Raw genomic sequence first — 20,074 nt, 5'->3', positions numbered from 1 at the left:
TTTGAAACAAAAAAAACGCCTGCATAAGCAAGCGTTTTTAGTGAATAATATTTCAAATAGCGTGATATGGATTATTCTTCATCATCATTTAGTGGCACAATCAACATATCCACATGGACTGTATTGATTAGCTGGCGAGCAGACGACATCAGCTTGCTCCAGAAATCTTGGTGGTGCCCACAGACCACTAAATCCATATTGTATTTTTTAATGGCATCGACCAGTACTTGGCCTAGATCACCGCTACCGCTGAGCGTTTCTTGAATTTCATAACCCGCGCCTGCAGATAAATCCTTCAGAGCATTACGCGTTTCATCAGTAATACGTTGCTGCATGTCACCAAGATTGACATCAATAAGACCGGTATAGAGGTCTGAATAGTTAACATCAACATGGATCATAGATACTTTGGCCCCGTAAGGTTTTGCCATAGAGACAGCCTTATCCAGTAATACTTTACTTTCAGGTGATAAATCTACCGCAACGAGAATATGTTTGTAAGCCATAAGTAAACTCCTTCCGAATGCTGATTATCTGGTGGTTATGCCTTCACCACATCTTTATGAATACTATACCTGCTAATTGTGATTATTAAGTGTTGCTTTGATCACATCTAAGCAGATTAACCTTAAAATCATCACTTCATATAACATTTTATAAAACAATAACATCATTCATTCAATATTAATATATTGCCCTAAAAAATTCGAGTTATGGAGACTCTTTTAGCTTAGGAAAACAACAAAGTTGCACTACAAACTGTGATATTAAAATTCAACTATTCAGGTTTATTTTCTTCAATATAAACAAAAGGTCATCACAAATTTGCACTAACTGCACTTTTTTTAAACAATAATTTATCCTACAATAAAACAACTGAGTATAAGTATAATTTTTCTGCTGTATTTCCTTTGCGACAATTGCTGTGAGCTTGAGCTAAGTTCTAAGGAGAGGATTATGTTCAGTATGATTGCATTGTTTTGGGCATTATGCATTTTGTGCATCTTAAATATGATGCGGTACTTTTCTTCCGTTCGTGTTCTATTGTCTATTTTAAGGGATTCAGACCCTCTGCTTTATCAATCCGTTGATGGTAATGGTTTTTTTACTACACACGGCCAGCTAAACAAACAACTCCGGTTAGTTCGATACATAAATAACAAGCAATACCTTGAACATTATGACCCTGAAGTTATTTTGCGTTGTGAGCGAATCCGTAAGCAATTCATGATGATAAGCAGGCTCAGCATTCTTGTTATCGTGAGTTTAGCGTATTTATTGATAACAGGTTGACGGTGATCTTAACTTTCTAATGAAAAAATAGTGATGGCCTTTCGATCATCACTATTTTGTATATGTAGATTACTGTGTTCATGTAACTGTTAAAGGCTCCATACTCATGTATGAAGCCAAAATTAGCGCGACTAGATAAACAGCAGCGATAGCCAGTATAAACCGCCGGATAATACAATAGACACCGGTAAAGTTAATAACCATGCTAGCGCAATACTTTTAATGGTTTTTGTTTGTACACCACCACCATCGACAACCATCGTACCCGCCACTGCAGAAGATAAAACCTGCGTTGTTGAAACTGGCATACCAGTATAACTTGCCACACCGATAGAGACTGCTGCAGTTACCTGAGCAGATACACCTTGCGCATAAGTCATACCTTTCTTACCAATTTTCTCACCAATGGTCACAGCAACACGCTGCCAACCGAACATGGTGCCTAATGATAATGCTAAAGCAACCGCAATAATGATCCACAGTGGTGCATATTCAACGGTATACAGCAAATCATTACTGAGTTTTTTCAGTAAGCTAGCATCTTTGGAACTTGTTTCTGGTAATTTCGCAACCGCATTCGCAGTATCAGAGATACACATCAGCAAACGGCGTGCGTGGTTACGTTGGTCTGGCGTCAGCTCTTCATAACTTTGAATGCCATCAAGCATCGTTTGAGCTTGATTTAAAATAGCGCCAGTACGTGTGCTATCACAATGGAATTCACCACCGGGTTCATCACTACTTTCTGCAACGGTCGGGGCATTTTCTATTGCATGGTTTAACGCTGGTTTATGTGTTTCATAGTATTGTTGCAGGTGGACAACCGCATCATGTGTTTTTGCGATGTCATAACCGTTAGAATTCATATTCATAACGAAACCTGCTGGAGCAACACCAATTAGCACCAGCATGATAAGACCGATGCCTTTCTGGCCATCGTTCGCACCATGGGAGAAACTCACCCCAACTGCTGACAAAATCAATGCAGTACGAGTCCAGAATGGTGGCTTACGCTTACCATCTTTTTTCTCACGTTCCGCAGGTGTTAAGTGAATACGACGACGTTTCTTTGTGCCACTCCAATAACGGCGCAAAAAGAAAATCATCAAGCCGGCAATCACAAAACCGATAGCGGGAGACAAAATTAATGACATGAAAATACTGATCATTTTCGGTATATTCAAGGCATCAACGACAGACGAATCAGTCACAATCGCGTTGGTTAAACCCACCCCGATTATTGCCCCGATAAGCGTGTGTGAACTGGAAGCAGGAATACCTAAGTACCAAGTTCCAAGGTTCCAAATAATTGCGGCCAAGAGCAATGAAAAAACCATTGCAAGGCCGTGAGCTGAGCTCACATTAAGCAAGAGGTCTGTTGGTAAGAGGTGGACAATGGCATATGCAACGCTCAACCCTCCCAGCAAGACACCAAAAAAGTTAAAAACCCCTGCCATGACAACTGCGAACTGAGCCCGCATTGCTCTGGTATAAATAACCGTTGCTACCGCGTTAGCGGTGTCATGGAAGCCATTTATAGCCTCATAGATCAGCACAAACAACAGTGCCAGAACTAATAATAGACCTGTATGAAATTCTAAACCTGTAAAAAGATGTAGCATAGACGTTAAGCCATTATATGTTGGACATGAACGCGGCGCATTATCAGTGACAAACGCTGGCGGTGGAAGCAAAATCTAACCTTTTTTTGATTTAACTACCCATCAAAAAAGTAGCTCATAGCAATTACTCCATATATTTCAACGAATTATAGCAATCAAACTTATTCTGAATTTTTGAAACTTTTTAACGATATTTCCAGAAAATAATCGTTGTTTGCTTTTTTTAGACGAATTTCTCTAATTATAATACGTCCTGTATAGTTTTCATCAGTTCTTCCTCAAAGCTTTACATTACAATCTCGATGAGATGACGTAAAATATCCCAGTTATCAATGTAATTATGCTTAAAATCAAACATATATAGAGACACTTATTGTGAAAAATTTCGACGTTATTATTTTAGGTGCTGGCGCAGCAGGTTTGTTTTGTGCCTCACACTCTGGCAAACGCGGTTTGAAGACGCTAGTGGTTGATAACGGGAAAAAATTAGGCAGGAAAATATTGATGTCCGGTGGCGGGCGCTGCAATTTCACTAATATGTATACAGAGCACAGCAATTACATTTCTACGAACCCGCACTTTTGTAAGTCAGCACTTGCTCGCTATACACAGTGGGATTTTATTGCCTTAGTCGCTAAATATAATATCCCTTATCATGAAAAAACCTTAGGGCAGCTTTTTTGTGATAATAGCGCACAAGACATCGTCGATATGCTGCAAAGTGAGTGTAACCTACCTAATATCACTATTAAGTTACGCAGTGAGGTCACTGCCGTTGACAAAATAGATGAAGGGTTTTTAGTCACAATTAACGGCTCTCAAGTAAGCACCCACTCACTTGTCGTTGCAACTGGTGGATTATCGATGCCTGGTTTAGGTGCAACCCCCTTTGGCTATCGTCTTGCGGAACAGTTTGGGCATACTATTATTCCAACACGAGCAGCACTGGTGCCCTTCACTTTACATAAACCCCTTTTAGAAACATTACAGGTACTTTCAGGCATCTCTGTCCCGGCAACGGTAACAGCGGCAAGCGGCACCGTATTTAAAGAAAATATTTTATTCACCCATCGGGGGCTTTCTGGTCCAGCCATTTTGCAAATATCCAGCTACTGGAACTCTGGTGAGTACGTAAGTATTAACTTACTTCCCGATATTGCCATAAATGATTTTATCGCTTCAGAGAAACACCAGCACCCAAATCAATCGTTGAAAAATACCTTAGCTAAAATACTACCTAAACGGCTAATTGAGATATTACAAGCTCAAGGGCAAATCCCTGAATGTGCGCTAAAACAGCTTAACCATCCTCAAATTGAAGCGTTACACACCACATTACACCAATGGCAGGTACAGCCTAATGGAACGGAAGGTTACCGCACCGCTGAAGTAACATTGGGTGGTGTTGATACTCACGAAATATCGTCTAAAACTATGCAATCGCTTAAAGTGTCTGGTCTGTACTTTATTGGTGAAGTGATGGATGTGACTGGCTGGCTGGGGGGTTACAATTTTCAATGGGCATGGAGTTCCGCGGCTGCATGTGCGGAAAGCTTGCCTCTCCCTTTTGCAGAATAATAGAAAAAAGACTGGAAACATACTCAGTCTTAATCTGACGCTTAACGGAATTATTCCGTTAGGAGTATCCTCCTGTATTGATGTCCAAAAAAACTTAATCCATTGAAAAATAATGGTTAATATTTAATTTCATATAAATCATATAATTGCAGTTTTAATTATAAGATATATTATTTTGGTTAAAAATAATGCTTTACAAACGATAGTGATAACTATTATCATTATCATCACTTCCTCGATAGGGTTACTTAGTCACCCTTTTGCAGGGGGTACGACATTGCTCACATTGCTTCCAGTGTTTACTTTAGCCAGCCTTGCGCTGGCTATTTTTTTATCCACACCACAATTCTCTGCAATCACCGCGTATCTTATTCAAATTTTTTGGATCCTATGGTTAATGGGAGCTACTTTTCTCTGCATATAAATTGGTTAAACTGTCATCAACACATTTAGAGCGAGTTCAACCAAGGTTGAAATCCGTACAGGAGAGAACACGATGATTTATTTACGCAAAGCAAACGAACGTGGTCATGCAAACCATGGATGGCTCGACAGTTGGCATACTTTTTCATTCTCTAGCTACTATGATGAGCAATTTATGGGCTTTTCTGCACTGAGAGTGATTAACGAAGACTTTATTGCTGCGGGCCAAGGGTTTGGAACTCACCCCCATAAAGATATGGAAATATTGACCTATGTGCTCAATGGGACTGTCGAACATAAAGACAGCATGGGCAATATGGAGCAAATCCCTGCGGGTGAATTCCAAATTATGAGTGCGGGTACAGGTATTCGTCATTCTGAATATAACCCAAGCAATGAAGAAGAGCTACACTTGTACCAAATTTGGATCATTCCTGAGAGAACAGGTATTGAGCCACGTTATGAGCAAAAACGGTTCGATTCCAAAGATGGCAAGCAATTGGTGCTATCACCGAATGCACGTGATGGCTCATTAAAAGTTTATCAAGATATGGAACTGTGGCGCTGGGCATTACCTGCAAATGAAACCCACACTCATGCGGTCGCTGATAAGCGAGTTGTATGGATTCAAGTCGTTAAAGGGAATGTGGAAATCAATGGCCAAAAAGCAACCACCAGCGATGGTTTAGCTATTTGGCAAGAAACAGCACTCACCATCAAAGCAAGTGAAGATAGTGAAATCCTGTTGTTTGACTTACCATCCGCAGAATAATCATTTTCACAACAAAAAGGCTCTACTGATGTAGAGCCTTTAATATTTGCTGATTCACAAAACTAGTTACAGTTTTGGCCCGGCTTTCACCAGTGCAGCACCTGCTGGCGTGTCCGTGTACTTATCAAAGTTATTCACGAAGCGTTCCGCTAAGTCTTTCGCTTTTTCATCCCACTGTGCTTTGTCTGCGTATGTATTACGTGGGTCAAGGATATTGGTATCCACACCCGGTAATGCTGTTGGGACTTCTAAATCGAACACTGGCAGTTTAATCATGTCCGCTTTTTCGATATCACCACTTAAAATAGCGTCGATGATGGCACGTGTATCTTTGATGGAGATACGTTTGCCTGTACCGTTCCAACCTGTATTCACTAAGTAAGCTTTCGCGCCAGCCGCTTCCATACGTTTAACTAATACTTCAGCGTATTGTGTTGGGTGCAATGATAAGAATGCAGCGCCAAAACATGCAGAGAATGTCGGAGTCGGTTCCGTCACACCACGCTCTGTCCCTGCTAATTTCGCGGTAAAGCCTGACAGGAAGTGGTACTGCGTTTGCTCAGGCGTTAAACGAGAAACAGGTGGCAACACACCAAATGCATCTGCGGTTAAGAAGATAACTTTTGTTGCATGACCCGCTTTAGAAACAGGTTTTACAATGTTGTCAATGTGGTAGATTGGATAAGAAACACGGGTGTTTTCCGTTTTTGAACCATCATTGAAATCAACAGTACCATCTGCCAACACCATCACGTTTTCCAATAACGCATCACGTTTGATAGCGCCATAGATGTCTGGCTCAGCTTCTTTAGATAAGTTGATCGTTTTTGCGTAGCAACCGCCTTCAAAGTTGAATACGCCGTCATCATCCCAACCGTGTTCATCGTCACCAATTAACTTACGTTTTGGATCGGTAGAAAGTGTGGTTTTACCTGTTCCAGATAAACCAAAGAAAATGGCGACATCGCCTTTTTCGCCGACGTTAGCAGAACAGTGCATAGATGCAATGCCTTTTAATGGCAGTAGGTAGTTCATCATAGAGAACATACCTTTCTTCATTTCGCCGCCGTACCAAGAGCCACCGATCAGTTGCATGCGCTCTGTTAAGTTGAACGCAACAAAGTTTTCTGAATTCAAACCTTGTGCTTCCCAGTTCGGGTTAGTACATTTCGCGCCGTTCATGACGATGAAATCAGGTTCGAAGCCCACTAGCTCTTCATCTGATGGGCGAATGAACATGTTTTTAACGAAATGTGCCTGCCATGCAACTTCAGTAATGAAACGTACTTTTAGACGAGTGTCGGCGTTCGCACCACAGAATGCATCAATGATAAACAAACGTTTACCAGACAGTTGTTCAGTCACTAAATGTTTGAGATCCGCCCAAACTTCTTGTGACATCGGTTTGTTGTCGTTTTTACCTTTACCTTGGTCTGCCCACCAAACTGTATCGCGAGTCACGTCATCACGTACAATATATTTATCTTTTGGTGAACGACCTGTAAAGATACCTGTATCAACCGCAACAGCACCTAAAGTAGTTACTGTTCCACGCTCATAACCTTCAAGTCCTGGCTTAGTTTCTTCCGTGAATAATAGCTCGTAACTTGGGTTATAAACCACTTCAGCTACATCATGAATACCGTACTTTTCAAGTTCCTTCAGGGTAATGCTTTTAACGCTCATTATATTGCTCCTGGTAAACATAATTAATCTGCGGATGATCATAATTCTTTACGACTAATTAACAGCGATTGCTATCAAAGAATTGAAAATGTATAATTTTTTTTAATTCATAATGAGACTTAGAGCACGTAATAATGCTTTAAAATTATAAAAAAAGGGTGCAGAATTGCACCCTTGTCACATAATTAGGTTGCTAAATCGTATCAGTGAAGTTGCTGATTTAGCTCATTATTTAACCCTTGAAGATCGGATTCAATAAATACGTAATGTGAGCCACAAAATTCACACTCCATATCAATTTTTCCATCTTTGTGTAAAATATCGATAACATCTTCCTTCGGTAACGTTGCTAATGTACTTTCGCAGCGCTCCCTTGAACAAGTACAACGAAACTCAACAGATTGTGGGTCATATAACGTGACATCTTCTTCATGATAAAGACGGTGTAAAACCTCTTTCACATCCAATGTACTCAGCTCTTGGCCTTTAATCGTGGCAGTCAGTTGCACTAAGTGGTCAAAGAAATCATGGCTTGTTTCATTTGCTGCAGGTAAAACTTGCAACAACATGCCGCCTGCACTGGGTTTCCCATCCACTTCACCCACACGGATGAATAAACGGGTTGGCAATTGCTCTGACTGGCGGAAATAGGCATCAATGCTTTCTTCAATTGAATCCCCTTCGATCGCCACAATTCCTTGATAACGTTCACCTTGGTTCGGTGTGATGGTAATCACCATAAAACCATTACCAATCATCTGCTTCAGAGTGCTACCAGCCACAACAGGGCCATCTACACGTGCAACACCGCGCATCTGTTGTAAATTATTACCATTGATAACCGCCAGATTAACCGGCCCATCACCTTGAATTTGAACAGTAATATCACCATCGAACTTCAACGTTGCCGTCAATAAACTGGTAGCAACAAGTAACTCACCTAACAAACCTTTCACCGCTGTTGGGTAGTCATGGTTTTCTAAAATATGTTCAAAGGTTTCATCAACACTGATCATTTCTCCACGAACGGAATGTTGCTCAAATAAAAAACGGTGGAGTAAGTCTTGGTTTGCCATAATATCTCTCTATTGCTCGGGCTGTTGCTCAGGCCGTCATCAAGACGACTCATGAGAATTTGTTTGTTTAAACTTTAATAGAGTACGCCGTTCTTTCTTATCTGGACGTCGCTCTGGATGTGGCATCGTAAGTGCATTCATCTTACGCGCTTGTGCCATTTTCTCTCGTTGCTCAATGCTTTCTACGGTTTCACAGTACAGCAACTGTGCTTCCGGTGCGCCTTTACGCTGGCTGCTAATTTGCATGATTTCAACCGTCCGTTCATCATTACCTTGCCGAAGCTTAACGATTCCGTGCAGCTCAACAATTTTCCCGGGCTTAGTTCTTTGCCCATTATAATGAACTTTACCGCCTTCAATCATTTCACGGGCAATTGCACGCGTTTTATAAAATCGCGCAGCCCACAGCCATTTATCAAGGCGAACAGGTTCCATAGTGGATTGATTCATGGTGCCTCCTCAACATAAGTCTGAATCAAACTAAGAAGAGGCTCCCTCTATTTTCGGGATGATACTATCGACGATAGGAAGGGGGATTAGCCTCAAAGCATTTATCATAATATTCTGTGATATTACGCAAACGCTTTTTATTATTCAAAACACGTAGCACAATCAACGAACCATTTAACAACGCACATACCAACAGAAATAGGATAAAAAGTGAACTACATATATACTGAGACACCACTTTTGCATTGGGCTCTTCATGCAACACAATTTGCAATGTGCCATTGGCATCTACTGATAAACTCGTAATAACCCCTTCAATATTGAACGGTGTATTGATTAGAAGATTTGATAACCTTTGCAATTCTTGCCAACGCTGTAATGGCGATAGCTCATTAAAAGAGGCTCCTGGTATCGAATCGACTAAAGGCTTATTTTCATCACTAATTAATAAAACACCGCCAGGAGGCGGACTATTAAGTTTGCGCACTTCTCTATCTATTTCTATCCTGATGAAATCATATATGGTGTCTTCCACAATGTTTTCCAAGGCCTCAGCGCTCCCCGCACGTAATAAAACATGAGCCCCTTTTAATTTTCCTGTGGACGCCTTCTTTACTAATGTAGGCCAATCCTCTGTACTTCCGAGGTTAGTCAGCGCATTTTTTAATTTTAAGCAGTTATCCGAATTATGGCACAGTTGTTCTGTTCCCATAATAATAGCCGAAAAATCAAAGATGATATTCATCCCTGATTTCATAATATCGCGCTGTAACCTTGGATTAACCCCTACTGAGTTTTTGTCTGGATGTAATTGGCTTTTGACAGTATCAAGCAATGATATTGAGCGTTCGACAACCTCAGATTGAGGTTCAGTCAGTAAACTAACATCATTCCAATAAATACCAGAGCAATCAAACGGTACAAATTGAGCTTGGTTTTCTTTATTCAAATTCGGTGGGCGGTAACACATCCCTTTACCTTGGGCAACTAATGTATCCCCCACTTTAAGCTGACGAGCAACGAGATCATTCGGGTTTTCAACCGTGATTTTCTCTGTACCACCTAACCAAGCAAAACCCAGTTTTATCGGCAGCCCCATCGGTTGATATGCAAATATCAGAGACATCGTTAATAATGCCCCAACTAACATCAATACATTCTTCTTGAACCGTTTGTATGGGTAATAACGTTCTTCTTCATGCAACGAAAGGTATTTACCGAGTTTAACCACCTCACCCGTCGCATAAAAATCAATATTAACGGCTTGGTTTTCTTCGTATTTTAAATAATTTCCCCAATGACTGGGGTAATGCAAATCAATCCCCGCAATAGAGGTATTTGTTGAATATTTTTTATCAAGCTCGCCATAAAGTTCCCAACGCTTTGGCTGACCATGAATACATTGAATATCTTGGTATTTTCGAGGAAACATCCTCGAGCGAAAAAGAACAAGTAACCCAATGACAAACGTAATCATTGAAATCACTAACCCCGATTCCTGTAATAACGGGATTGAAACGAGGGTTAAATAACCAAATAAAAAACTCAGGCAAACGATCGCAGCGCCAAGCCAGCCCGTAGAATGGTGTAATCTATGCTCTTCTATCGTCTCTTTACGAACTTTTAATCGTTCAATGCTATGTTGACCACGTTCTTGAATGGCAGCATCAGGCAATATTGAATCGAGTGGCACGCCAGTTTGCCATTCACTACTAAAATCTTTCAATGAGTGACTATTCATTGAAATAATCAATGGTAAATGATCTGTTTCAACTATCTCCATGACATTTTGGCGCTGCAAAAACGGTTCAAGCTGTGAAGGGAGCTGAACTTCAATGGTATCAATAAAATAACGCCAGCTATTTCCCTGCTCTTGGCGTAAGTTAAAACGCGTTAATGAGTGACAAACTGTTGCAATTGTTGAATTTTTTTTGATTTGCCATGGATGTTGAGAAGAATTTATTGATACAGTAGAGCAATAATTTAAATACTGAGAGATGGTTTGGTAATCTGAATCAATCATTTTTCTAAATGATGGTGACGCTACAGAAGGTATTTGATAGACACCAGAATGCCGCCCCCGCCTAAAGTATAGGAAGGAAGCCATTATAGTCAGGCTAATAACAATTATAGCCGTTATAATGACATGGTTTAGCATTGTTTCCCCAATGAAAAATGAATAAGAAAAGCATATCAACCCTCAGGCTTTCTAAAAATAAGCCAATTCCTATTCTATTTAGGATTTTTATTTTAAATTACAACATCTTGTAAAAAAATATTTTATTTATTTATCCGTGCTATTTTTGAACGACGATTATACTAACAGCATTTTATCGACTCGATAATATCTATCATTTTATTTTGATATAGGTCATAGTTGTACGATGATTTCAAAATACGGGCAGTGCTAAGTAAAACGCGTCTCGTAAATCAATGAAATATGCTTTTAGCAATAGATTTCACTCATCCTGTTCGGAAATCGTTATGACAGAGTTAAAAAAACCTAAAATCTTGAATATTCAAGATGTTGCTCAATCAAAATTATTCAGCATTCAATCAGTTGACCTCGAATTTAGTAATGGCGAAAAGCGAGTCTATGAAAGAATGCGGCCCGCAAAACGTGAAGCGGTTCTTATTGTTCCTATCATGGGTGATAACCTCATCCTCATTCGCGAATACGCTGTCGGGATTGAAAGCTATGAATTAGGCTTTCCCAAAGGTGCTATCGACCCCGGTGAAATCGCCATTGAAGCAGCCCAACGTGAACTCAAAGAAGAAATAGGTTATGGCGCTAATCACATTGTTCAGCTTGCCAAGCTTACGATGTCACCATCATACTTCTCGAGCAAAATGAATATTCTTATCGCCCAAGACTTATACAGTGAAAAACTCGAAGGAGATGAGCCTGAACCTCTACAACAAGAGCTATGGCCAATATCTCGAATGATGGAATTACTGGAACACCCTGATTTCAACGAAGCTCGGAATATTAGCGCACTTTTCTATCTAGAACGTTACCTAAAAAGTGGTAAGTAAAAACACCTATTATTGTATCAGCTGCATGTGATTTCCATAACCAATTATTAATATCGGCACATAACCTTCTGATATATTAAATGTCTCTATAGAAAACACCCCATGTTTTTAATCAACAATGGGGTGCTAATTGAGAGAGTTTAGCCAACAATAATTTTAAAATAGCTCTTGGCTAGCCCCACCTTCCGTAGAAATTGTCGTGCCTACCTCTTGTACTGCATGTTCTTTCGGTTCTGTTCCTTCAATAAAATACTCACGACGGGAAGAACCTAACTTGCCTGTCCGGCTATCAATGGATACGGAAATAACCCCTTTAGGTGGCTTCATTGTTTTCACAGGCACTCCATCCAAAATAGACTTCATAAAGTCGTCCCACATTGGCTGTGCGCTTTTAGCCCCCGCTTCACCACGACCTAGAGTACGCCTATTGTCATCGAAACCTATCCATGCTGAAGCAACAACATCTGGACCATAGCCAGAGAACCAAGCATCCTTCGAGCTATTCGTTGTTCCTGTTTTCCCACCAATATCACGCCGACCACCTAAGTCTCTCGCTGCACGCCAACCCGTACCAGACCAACCAGGCTCGCCATAGATATTGGTCATCATCGCATCCCTAATTAAGAATGCGAGTGGGGTATTAATCACATGAGGCGCATATTGGTCACCAGAGTTCCCGTCTAAGTTAGATGCCGTTGTTAATTCCATTGTCGGCTCTTGTATGACAGTATTATCACCCGATTGCGTCACTTCTTCGGTAGATTCATCATCCATACCTTTACTCGCAATAGTACGTTCAGTATCCCCATAAATCACTGGAATATTCGTGCAATCAGGGCATGCTATTTTAGGATTGGCTTCAAAAATAACCTCATCATTATGATTTTCGATCTTCGAAATATAATATGGGTCAATCAAATATCCACCATTGACCATGACGGCATATCCACGAACCATTTGCATTGGTGTAAATGATGGCGCACCTAGCGCTAACGCCTCTGTACGGTTAATATTTTCCGCAGGGAAACCAAAGCGAGTTAAATAATCAGCGGCATAGTCCACACCCATGGCTCTCATTGCGCGAACCATCACAACATTTTTTGATTGACCTAAACCTTGACGCAAACGAATAGGCCCATCATATCGAGGAGGTGAATTCTTAGGACGCCAATCAGAACCTGCGCCCGCATCCCAACGACTAATCGGCACATCATTAAGTAATGATGATAATGTCAGGCCTTTATCCATCGCAGCGGTATACAAGAAAGGTTTAATATTCGAACCAACTTGGCGTAATGATTGGGTAACCCGGTTAAACTCACTCATATTGAAGTCAAAACCACCAACAAGCGCAATAATTGCACCGTCATTCGGATTCAAAGCAACAAATGCAGCATTTACATCAGGCACTTGCCCTAACCACCAGTTATCTTTAACTTTTCGAACCCAAATTTGCTCACCCACTTGCATCACTGCATTTACAGCTCTTGGCGCGGCGCCTTGCTGAGTATCTGAAATAAATTTACGTGCCCAACGCACTCCGGTCATCGTAATTGGGATTTGCGAGCCATCAGCTAACATCACTTGTGCTTCTGAAGCCGTTGCAGATGTCACGACGGCTGGCATTAATGGCCCATAAACAGGCATTTTCTTCAATTTTTCAACAATCTGCTCTGCTGTCCAAGCCGCTTCATTTTGTTTCCATAAAACTTCGGCAGGACCGCGATAGCCATGGCGAGTATCGTAGTCGATCAAATTATTACGAACTGCGGTTGTTGCTGCTTCCTGATCTTTGCGGATCACCGTAGTGTAAACCTTATACCCATCGGTATAGGCATCTTCACCATATTTATCAAACAAGGTTTGACGTGCCATCTCGGCTAAATACGGCGCAGAAAAATCGATTTTCGGCGCATGATACGAAGCAACTATTTTTTCATTTTTTGCTTGTTCATACTGGTCTTGAGTAATGTATTTCTCCTCAAACATACGAGAAAGAACCACATTACGACGACTTACCGCACGGTCATAAGAATACAGCGGGTTAAATGTAGAAGGCGCTTTTGGCAAACCCGCAATCATCGCGATTTCACTAAGCGTCAACTCATCCACTGTCTTACCAAAATAAACATACGCAGCCGCCCCAACGCCATAAGCACGGTTACCTAAATAAATTTTATTCAGGTACAGCTCCATAATTTCATCTTTAGTAAAAAGCTGCTCAATGCGAATAGCCAAAAAAGCCTCTTTCACTTTACGCATCAAAGTTTTTTCAGGACTTAAATAAAAGTTTCTCGCGAGCTGCTGAGTAATCGTACTGGCTCCCTGAGAAGCATGACCAGATGAAGCCATGACAGTAACAGCTCGGAAAATACCAATAGGGTCAATCCCATGGTGATCATAAAAACGGCTATCTTCAGTTGCAATAAACGCTTTTATCATTAAAGGAGGAATTTCTGCCAGCGGTAAAGGAATACGACGCTTTTCCCCGTATTGGGCAATCAATTCGTTATCCGCACTGTATACCTGCATTGGAATTTGCAGACGAATGTCTTTCATTGTCGCGACATCGGGTAACTCACCTTCGACATATTTATACATGCCATAAATCGAGGCGGTTCCCAAAAAAATGCAACAGAAAACAAGAATAAAAAAATATTTTACGAACTTCACCGGAAAATTCCCATGCTCGGCTAACAAGAGGGTTTAGATATCACTAACACACAGTATAAAGCTTATACAGCACAATAGAAAACGTAATTTATTTGTTAATGATAAGGAAATTAACTATGTATACATCAAAATGGAACATTGGGATCGACCTATATCGAGATAGAATCCAGCTAGTCGCTGCAAAGCGGCGCAGACAATACTGGCATTTATGTGAATGTTGGCAGCAGCAATTACCATTCGAATTAACGGATAATTCTAGCCATCAGCAGTATGCAATTTTACTGGATATTTTATTACAATGGCGTCAGAAATTACCTAAAAAGTGTTCAGTATCCTTCGCATTACCTGCCGTTCGTACAATAAAACAACAAATTTCATTACCCAGTGAAATCAAATTGCCACAACCGGAATTAGGGTGGTATTTACAATCTCAAGCTGAAAAACGTTTTTCTATGCACGCCCAAGAGCTGGTCATCGACTATCGCGTCATCAAACAACAAGTTCATTTTAACGCAGCTCGCCAGTCAGATATTACCTTTTGGCAAAATCTATTTGCAGAAAGCGGGTTTAACTTACTTGCTATTGATGTCGCCCCCATAGCTTTACGTTATGTCGCAAGAAATGCGAGTTTACCCGATGAATGTTGGGTTATTCATTATCGACAAGGTGAATGGCTTTGGTCAGGGCCAACTAGCCAACCAGCGAATTACAACCATCTACAAGATACCGACATACCGACACTTTCCCACTTGCTGCCCTTTCTTGATCAAGACGATACTCCCCCTACTTCGCCTATCTACCTGATTACAGATCATCAACATATTCATCACACCGCTAAGGTTGCTCATCACTGGGAATTACGTCAGGCTTTTCAACAGCATAATATTAAATTACCGCAATTATTGGGGGATTTTGTGATTGCTGCCGGCCTTGCTTTACGTCATGGAGATATTTAACTGATGGAACTATACCAAGTTAATTTTCTCCCTTGGCGCCAACGGCAAATAAAAAAGAAGATACGAGAGTTTTTACTCTTTTGCTTTGTAGTTTGCTGTTCAGTAATTATAGCTTGTATTTTTTTACTTTTATTTCAAAAAATTGAAATAGATGACCTAAAAAATAGAAAGCATAATAGCCAACTGCAATATGAACAGATACAGCAATTAACATTGCAGATCACGGCTCAACAAACACAGCTCAACCGTTTGATGAACAAAAAAAGACAAGTAGATAGCATCATAGAAAATAACCAATTTTTACTTAGGCTATTACAAAATCTTCCAACTATAACCCCACCCAAAAGTTGGCTAACAAATCTACAGTTAATGGATAACAAACTAGAGATCAAAGCTAACAGTTATGATTTTCAAGATATCAATTCACTCGGCGTACAGCTTAAAAGACACCCCGGTTTAAGTGATATTCAATTGAAAAAAATCAGCCGAGTGAATCAATTAAACCGTTTACACCTAACTGCCAAATACCAAGGGGAGCTCGATGAGTGAATCTACACATTCTTTTTGGTACCGCCCTTTTTGGCAACAAACGCTACCGGTTTGGTTCTTCATGGCTCTTTGTATCATTACTGGGTATTTTTTATACTGGAAAGAAAATCAAAATCAGATTATGGAATTAGCTACTGAGAACCTGAGCTTAATTGAAGCAATTGCAAAAGAAACAAAAACTCTTCACCACTCACCTTCGTTGCAACTACTAGAAAAGCAGGCTCAATTGTTAAAGCAATCAATTGATATTAAAGAAGCACCTCTTGAATTACTTACACAGTTAAATACTTTACTTTCTCGTTCTTCAGTCACACTTAATCAATTGCAACCCACAGATATCAATACCTATTTTATGGAGTTCCAAGGCAATTTTGCTGCTATTTATCACGTTATAGAGCAGCTTCTTACTCTTCCTCAAACTCAGAGATGGCATTTCCAAGATATAAAAATACATTTAAAACAAGGAATTATCATTACCGCCATCTCATTTTCATTTTTCAACGACACTCTCGCCATCAAGGATGATAACCATAATGAATAACTCACTAACTAACATTCTCATGATAATTATTGGGGGACTCTTCTTTTTGTCTTCATTTTTAGTCTCTGCCGAAGAAATTAGAGATCCTTTTGCACCACTTACCCCACCTTTGGTAATAGAAAATCAGCCCACCTCAGAGATTACAATAGCGCCAATAGCACCAAGTAAAACACTACTAACCGAAAAAATATTTAAATTAGTCTCAGTCAATGCCCAAGAGGTTCGCCTCCTATTAGAACACCCTGATACTTCATTATTATCAACAAATGCATCTATCCATCACGATATCGCAACAAACAGTCTTATTATTAAAGATGTTCCAGATCGGTTAGCACTGATTGATGAATGGATAAAACATAAAGATATACCGAATAAACAAGTGCAAATCACTGCACATATCATTAGTAGCAGCCGAACTGCATTACAAGAATTGGGTTTAGAATGGGGAATGATGGCAGGGGGAAATCTGAGCACTAATCATTTACATCGTTACAACCGTTACTCTTCAATATCCGGGCAATTTTCCTTCAATGTTCTTAGCCTTGGAGAGGGTTTACTTGAAATGAAACTTAAAGCATTAGAAAAAGAAAATTTGCTTTCTATTATTGCGAGTCCTCGTTTAGTTGCTTCACACCAACAACCCGCAAGTATTCAGCAAGGTACAGAGATCCCCTATGTCACCAGTAATGAAAAGAAAACGCACGTACAATTTAAAGACGCTGTACTCGGAATGGATGTCACTCCCGCTATTGTGCGTGATGAAAAAGTTGAGTTAAATCTAAAAATTAGTCATAACTCGCCTGATACTGCACTCACTAGCAGTCAACATCATCACTTGGCCATCAATAAGCAAGAAATCGCAACGACCGTTACTATCAAAAATAATGAAACCCTTATCCTTGGGGGAATTTTTCAACAAAAACAAGAAAAAACAGAGACGGGGTTACCTTTTTTATCTCACATTCCTTTTCTAGGTACATTATTCACAAATACGGCAGAGCATATAGATAAACGTGTCCTTATCGTTTTTATAACACCAAAACTTATCAATATTTAATATAGAAAAAATAACGCATATACTTCAAATAGTTGAATAAGCAATAAGTCAAAGATGACAAAAAAAAATATTTTTTATGCCATAAACCTACCGGATAAATTTGACGCTGACGTCGTTTTAGCATACAAGGTTATCCATTGAGTGTTCTAACTATCCGTAGATTAAAGAACAAGCTGTCAGTCGCTTATAAAACAGCCACAATTAATGTTGCTCTACACTTAACAGAAATAACTTGCTGATACCAATAGCTAGAAACTGTTAAAAACCATGATAAACAAGGCATTAGACAACATAGACGGCTCAAATATAGAAACCTGCAATTTTAAATATGGCACTTTGCTTGCTTAGTGCCATATTTATATAGTTGCAATTCAGGTTGATGTATTGAGATAATTTTCTTATCTGATCTCACATCATCACTTATGAGGTTTCAGTTTAGGTCCCGCCGCTAATCTGATTGGCGGGGCGGGTAATCATTAACGAATAATCGTAGTAATACCAAAAAACATGGCAGAGAAACGCAATATCTTTCTGGTTGGACCAATGGGTGCTGGCAAAAGTACTATTGGCCGTCAGTTGGCTCAACAGCTTAATATGGAGTTTTTCGACTCTGATCACGAGATAGAAAAACGCACTGGCGCAGATGTAGGCTGGGTATTCGACCTTGAAGGTGAAGAAGGCTTTCGCGATCGCGAAGAAAAAATCATCAATGAGCTTACAGAGAAACAAGGCATTGTTTTAGCAACAGGCGGTGGCTCTGTTAAGTCCAAAGAGACCCGTAATCGCCTATCCGCTCGCGGTGTCGTTGTTTATCTTGAGACCACCATTGAGAAACAATTATCTCGTACACAACGTGACAAAAAACGTCCACTATTACAAGTTGACGAACCTGCGCGTGAAGTTCTTGAGAAACTGGCTGACGAACGCAATCCGATGTATGAAGAAATTGCTGATATTACTATTCATACTGATGAGCAAAGCGCTAAAGTTGTTGCCAGCCAAATCATTGAACTATTAGAAAAAAACTAATTATTCATGGTGTTATTTTCAAAAATGAACTTAAGGTAAAGCAAGATGGAAAAAGTCACCGTCACTCTAGACGAACGTAGTTATCCAATCAATATTGCACCCGGCTTATATCAACAAACGGATGCATTTTGGCCATTAACTGCAGGTCAACGAGCAATGGTTGTGACAAATGAAACTCTTGCCCCTATTTATCTCGATAAGATAAAGCATGTTCTTGAATCTTCAGGTGTAAAAGTTGATACCATCATTCTACCAGACGGTGAACAATACAAATCATTATTCATTATGAATGATGTATTTACCGCATTACTTGAAAAACACCATAACCGTGACACCACCCTCATCGCTCTTGGTGGGGGCGTCATTGGCGATTTAACCGGTTTCGCAGCAGCAAGTTATCAGCGTGGAGTGCGTTTTATTCAAGTTCCTACGACCTTATTATCTCAAGTGGACTCTTCTGTCGGTGGTAAAACCGCTGTCAATCATCCATTAGGGAAAAATATGATCGGTGCATTTTATCAACCCGCTTCTGTTGTGGTTGATCTCAACTGTTTAAAAACACTTCCACCAAGAGAACTCGCTTCTGGCTTAGCTGAGGTCATTAAATATGGCATTATCCTCGATAGTGACTTTTTTAGCTGGCTAGAAGATAATATTGATGCTCTCGTTACTCTTGATGACCACGCGATGGCCTACTGTATTCGCCGTTGTTGTGAATTAAAAGCACAAGTCGTTGCGGCAGACGAAAAAGAAACTAGTGGGTTACGTGCACTATTGAACTTAGGCCATACTTTTGGCCATGCTATCGAGGCGCATATGGGCTATGGCGTCTGGTTACATGGTGAAGCTGTCGCTGCTGGCATGGTTATGGCTGCAAAAACAGCTGAGTTACTTGGTCAATTTACTCCTGAACAAACACAGCGAGTGGTCACACTTTTAGAGCGTGCATCACTTCCCGTCACAGGCCCGTCACAAATGAAGCCCGATGATTATCTCCCACATATGATGCGAGATAAAAAAGTGATGGGTGGAAAACTACATTTAATTTTACCTACCACTATCGGCCATTCGGAAATGCGTTCAGATGTTGATACGCAGACTGTCATTGCGGCAATATCATCCTGTATGTCATAAAACGAAGAAAAACTCGAATTTTTACTGGCGTTTTAAAATGTTACTGGTAGATGTTCGCTAAAGTCGTTAAATTATACGGTATGCCTACGCCTATATACGAAACTCTGAAAAAGCGTATTATCAATACCACTTTGGCTAGCGTGGTATTACGAAAGGATATATGCTTTAAAATAAGCAGTGATGCCCTGCTTGGTCGTTA

At 40.2% G+C, this 20,074-nt stretch carries 17 protein-coding genes; 10 read left to right on the top strand and 7 right to left on the bottom strand.

The features are described 5' to 3' along the window. Nucleotides 1–71 precede the first annotated feature (71 nt). Nucleotides 72–506 (bottom strand): universal stress protein UspA, encoded by a 435-nt coding sequence (gene uspA, locus PSE60_RS19725; protein WP_004263149.1) that lies wholly within the window; start codon nucleotides 504–506, stop codon nucleotides 72–74. Nucleotides 507–957: 451 nt separating this feature from the next. On the opposite strand from uspA, the gene uspB reads away from it, so the two are divergent. After that, complete coding sequence (uspB, locus tag PSE60_RS19720) at nucleotides 958–1,293, top strand: universal stress protein UspB (protein WP_004906561.1); 336 nt, start codon at nucleotides 958–960, stop codon at nucleotides 1,291–1,293. 131 nt (nucleotides 1,294–1,424) lie between these two features. Here uspB and pitA read toward each other — a convergent pair whose 3' ends face one another. Next, complete coding sequence (gene pitA, locus PSE60_RS19715) at nucleotides 1,425–2,915, bottom strand: inorganic phosphate transporter PitA (protein WP_004906562.1); 1,491 nt, start codon at nucleotides 2,913–2,915, stop codon at nucleotides 1,425–1,427. A 375-nt stretch (nucleotides 2,916–3,290) separates the two neighbouring features. On the opposite strand from pitA, the gene PSE60_RS19710 reads away from it, so the two are divergent. Both PSE60_RS19710 and PSE60_RS19705 read left to right on the top strand, forming a co-directional pair. Beyond that, nucleotides 3,291–4,493: an NAD(P)/FAD-dependent oxidoreductase gene (locus tag PSE60_RS19710; RefSeq protein WP_272666519.1), complete on the top strand. Its 1,203-nt coding sequence runs from the start codon at nucleotides 3,291–3,293 to the stop codon at nucleotides 4,491–4,493. 496 nt (nucleotides 4,494–4,989) lie between these two features. Continuing rightward, on the top strand, nucleotides 4,990–5,688 hold the full coding sequence (locus PSE60_RS19705) for a pirin family protein (protein WP_272666518.1): 699 nt from the start codon (nucleotides 4,990–4,992) through the stop codon (nucleotides 5,686–5,688). Nucleotides 5,689–5,754: 66 nt separating this feature from the next. Here PSE60_RS19705 and pckA read toward each other — a convergent pair whose 3' ends face one another. The 4 genes from pckA to PSE60_RS19685 all read right to left on the bottom strand — a co-directional run bounded on the left by pckA (nucleotide 5,755) and on the right by PSE60_RS19685 (nucleotide 11,058). Continuing rightward, nucleotides 5,755–7,374 (bottom strand): phosphoenolpyruvate carboxykinase (ATP), encoded by a 1,620-nt coding sequence (gene pckA / locus PSE60_RS19700; RefSeq protein ID WP_272666517.1) that lies wholly within the window; start codon nucleotides 7,372–7,374, stop codon nucleotides 5,755–5,757. A 203-nt stretch (nucleotides 7,375–7,577) separates the two neighbouring features. Further along, nucleotides 7,578–8,450: an Hsp33 family molecular chaperone HslO gene (gene hslO, locus PSE60_RS19695; protein ID WP_004263166.1), complete on the bottom strand. Its 873-nt coding sequence runs from the start codon at nucleotides 8,448–8,450 to the stop codon at nucleotides 7,578–7,580. Nucleotides 8,451–8,489: 39 nt separating this feature from the next. After that, nucleotides 8,490–8,900 carry a ribosome-associated heat shock protein Hsp15 gene (hslR, locus tag PSE60_RS19690; RefSeq protein WP_272666516.1) on the bottom strand — a complete coding sequence of 137 codons (411 nt, stop codon included), beginning with the start codon at nucleotides 8,898–8,900 and terminating at the stop codon, nucleotides 8,490–8,492. Between the two features lie 64 nt (nucleotides 8,901–8,964). Then, a complete protein-coding gene (locus PSE60_RS19685) occupies nucleotides 8,965–11,058 on the bottom strand; it encodes an IgaA/UmoB family intracellular growth attenuator (RefSeq protein WP_272666515.1) in 2,094 nt (697 codons plus the stop codon). A gap of 326 nt (nucleotides 11,059–11,384) precedes the next feature. Between PSE60_RS19685 and nudE the strand changes: the two genes are divergently transcribed. Continuing rightward, entirely contained in the window at nucleotides 11,385–11,936 is a 552-nt protein-coding gene (gene nudE, locus PSE60_RS19680) for an ADP compounds hydrolase NudE (RefSeq protein ID WP_210836441.1), read from the top strand. Nucleotides 11,937–12,092: 156 nt separating this feature from the next. Here the strand turns inward: nudE and mrcA are convergent, their stop codons facing one another. Next, a complete protein-coding gene (mrcA, locus tag PSE60_RS19675; RefSeq protein WP_272666514.1) occupies nucleotides 12,093–14,609 on the bottom strand; it encodes a peptidoglycan glycosyltransferase/peptidoglycan DD-transpeptidase MrcA in 2,517 nt (838 codons plus the stop codon). A 116-nt stretch (nucleotides 14,610–14,725) separates the two neighbouring features. Here mrcA and PSE60_RS19670 point away from each other — a divergent pair, with 116 nt between their 5' ends. From PSE60_RS19670 to aroB, 6 genes are all read left to right on the top strand, one after another. Further along, nucleotides 14,726–15,565, top strand: a complete 840-nt coding sequence (locus tag PSE60_RS19670; RefSeq protein ID WP_272666513.1) for a pilus assembly protein PilM — start codon at nucleotides 14,726–14,728, stop codon at nucleotides 15,563–15,565. A gap of 3 nt (nucleotides 15,566–15,568) precedes the next feature. Continuing rightward, nucleotides 15,569–16,114, top strand: a complete 546-nt coding sequence (locus PSE60_RS19665; RefSeq protein ID WP_210836438.1) for a PilN domain-containing protein — start codon at nucleotides 15,569–15,571, stop codon at nucleotides 16,112–16,114. Continuing rightward, nucleotides 16,107–16,655 carry a hypothetical protein gene (locus PSE60_RS19660; RefSeq protein WP_272666512.1) on the top strand — a complete coding sequence of 183 codons (549 nt, stop codon included), beginning with the start codon at nucleotides 16,107–16,109 and terminating at the stop codon, nucleotides 16,653–16,655. Before PSE60_RS19665 ends, PSE60_RS19660 begins: the two co-directional genes overlap by 8 nt. Next, nucleotides 16,648–17,712 carry a transporter gene (locus PSE60_RS19655; RefSeq protein WP_210836435.1) on the top strand — a complete coding sequence of 355 codons (1,065 nt, stop codon included), beginning with the start codon at nucleotides 16,648–16,650 and terminating at the stop codon, nucleotides 17,710–17,712. The genes PSE60_RS19660 and PSE60_RS19655 overlap by 8 nt, the downstream gene beginning before the upstream one ends. 507 nt (nucleotides 17,713–18,219) lie before the next feature. Next, the gene (aroK, locus tag PSE60_RS19650) at nucleotides 18,220–18,741 is read left to right on the top strand and encodes a shikimate kinase AroK (RefSeq protein ID WP_004906592.1); all 522 of its coding nucleotides are present in this window, start codon (nucleotides 18,220–18,222) and stop codon (nucleotides 18,739–18,741) included. A gap of 45 nt (nucleotides 18,742–18,786) precedes the next feature. Then, nucleotides 18,787–19,875 carry a 3-dehydroquinate synthase gene (aroB, locus tag PSE60_RS19645; RefSeq protein WP_272666511.1) on the top strand — a complete coding sequence of 363 codons (1,089 nt, stop codon included), beginning with the start codon at nucleotides 18,787–18,789 and terminating at the stop codon, nucleotides 19,873–19,875. Nucleotides 19,876–20,074: the final 199 nt, after the last annotated feature.

It is taken from the genome of Providencia sp. PROV174 (genome assembly GCF_028480685.1).
GTDB lineage: Bacteria > Pseudomonadota > Gammaproteobacteria > Enterobacterales > Enterobacteriaceae > Providencia > Providencia rettgeri.
Note: the sequence above shows the minus strand (reverse complement) of the source record. Positions and strands in the feature narration are given on the sequence as shown.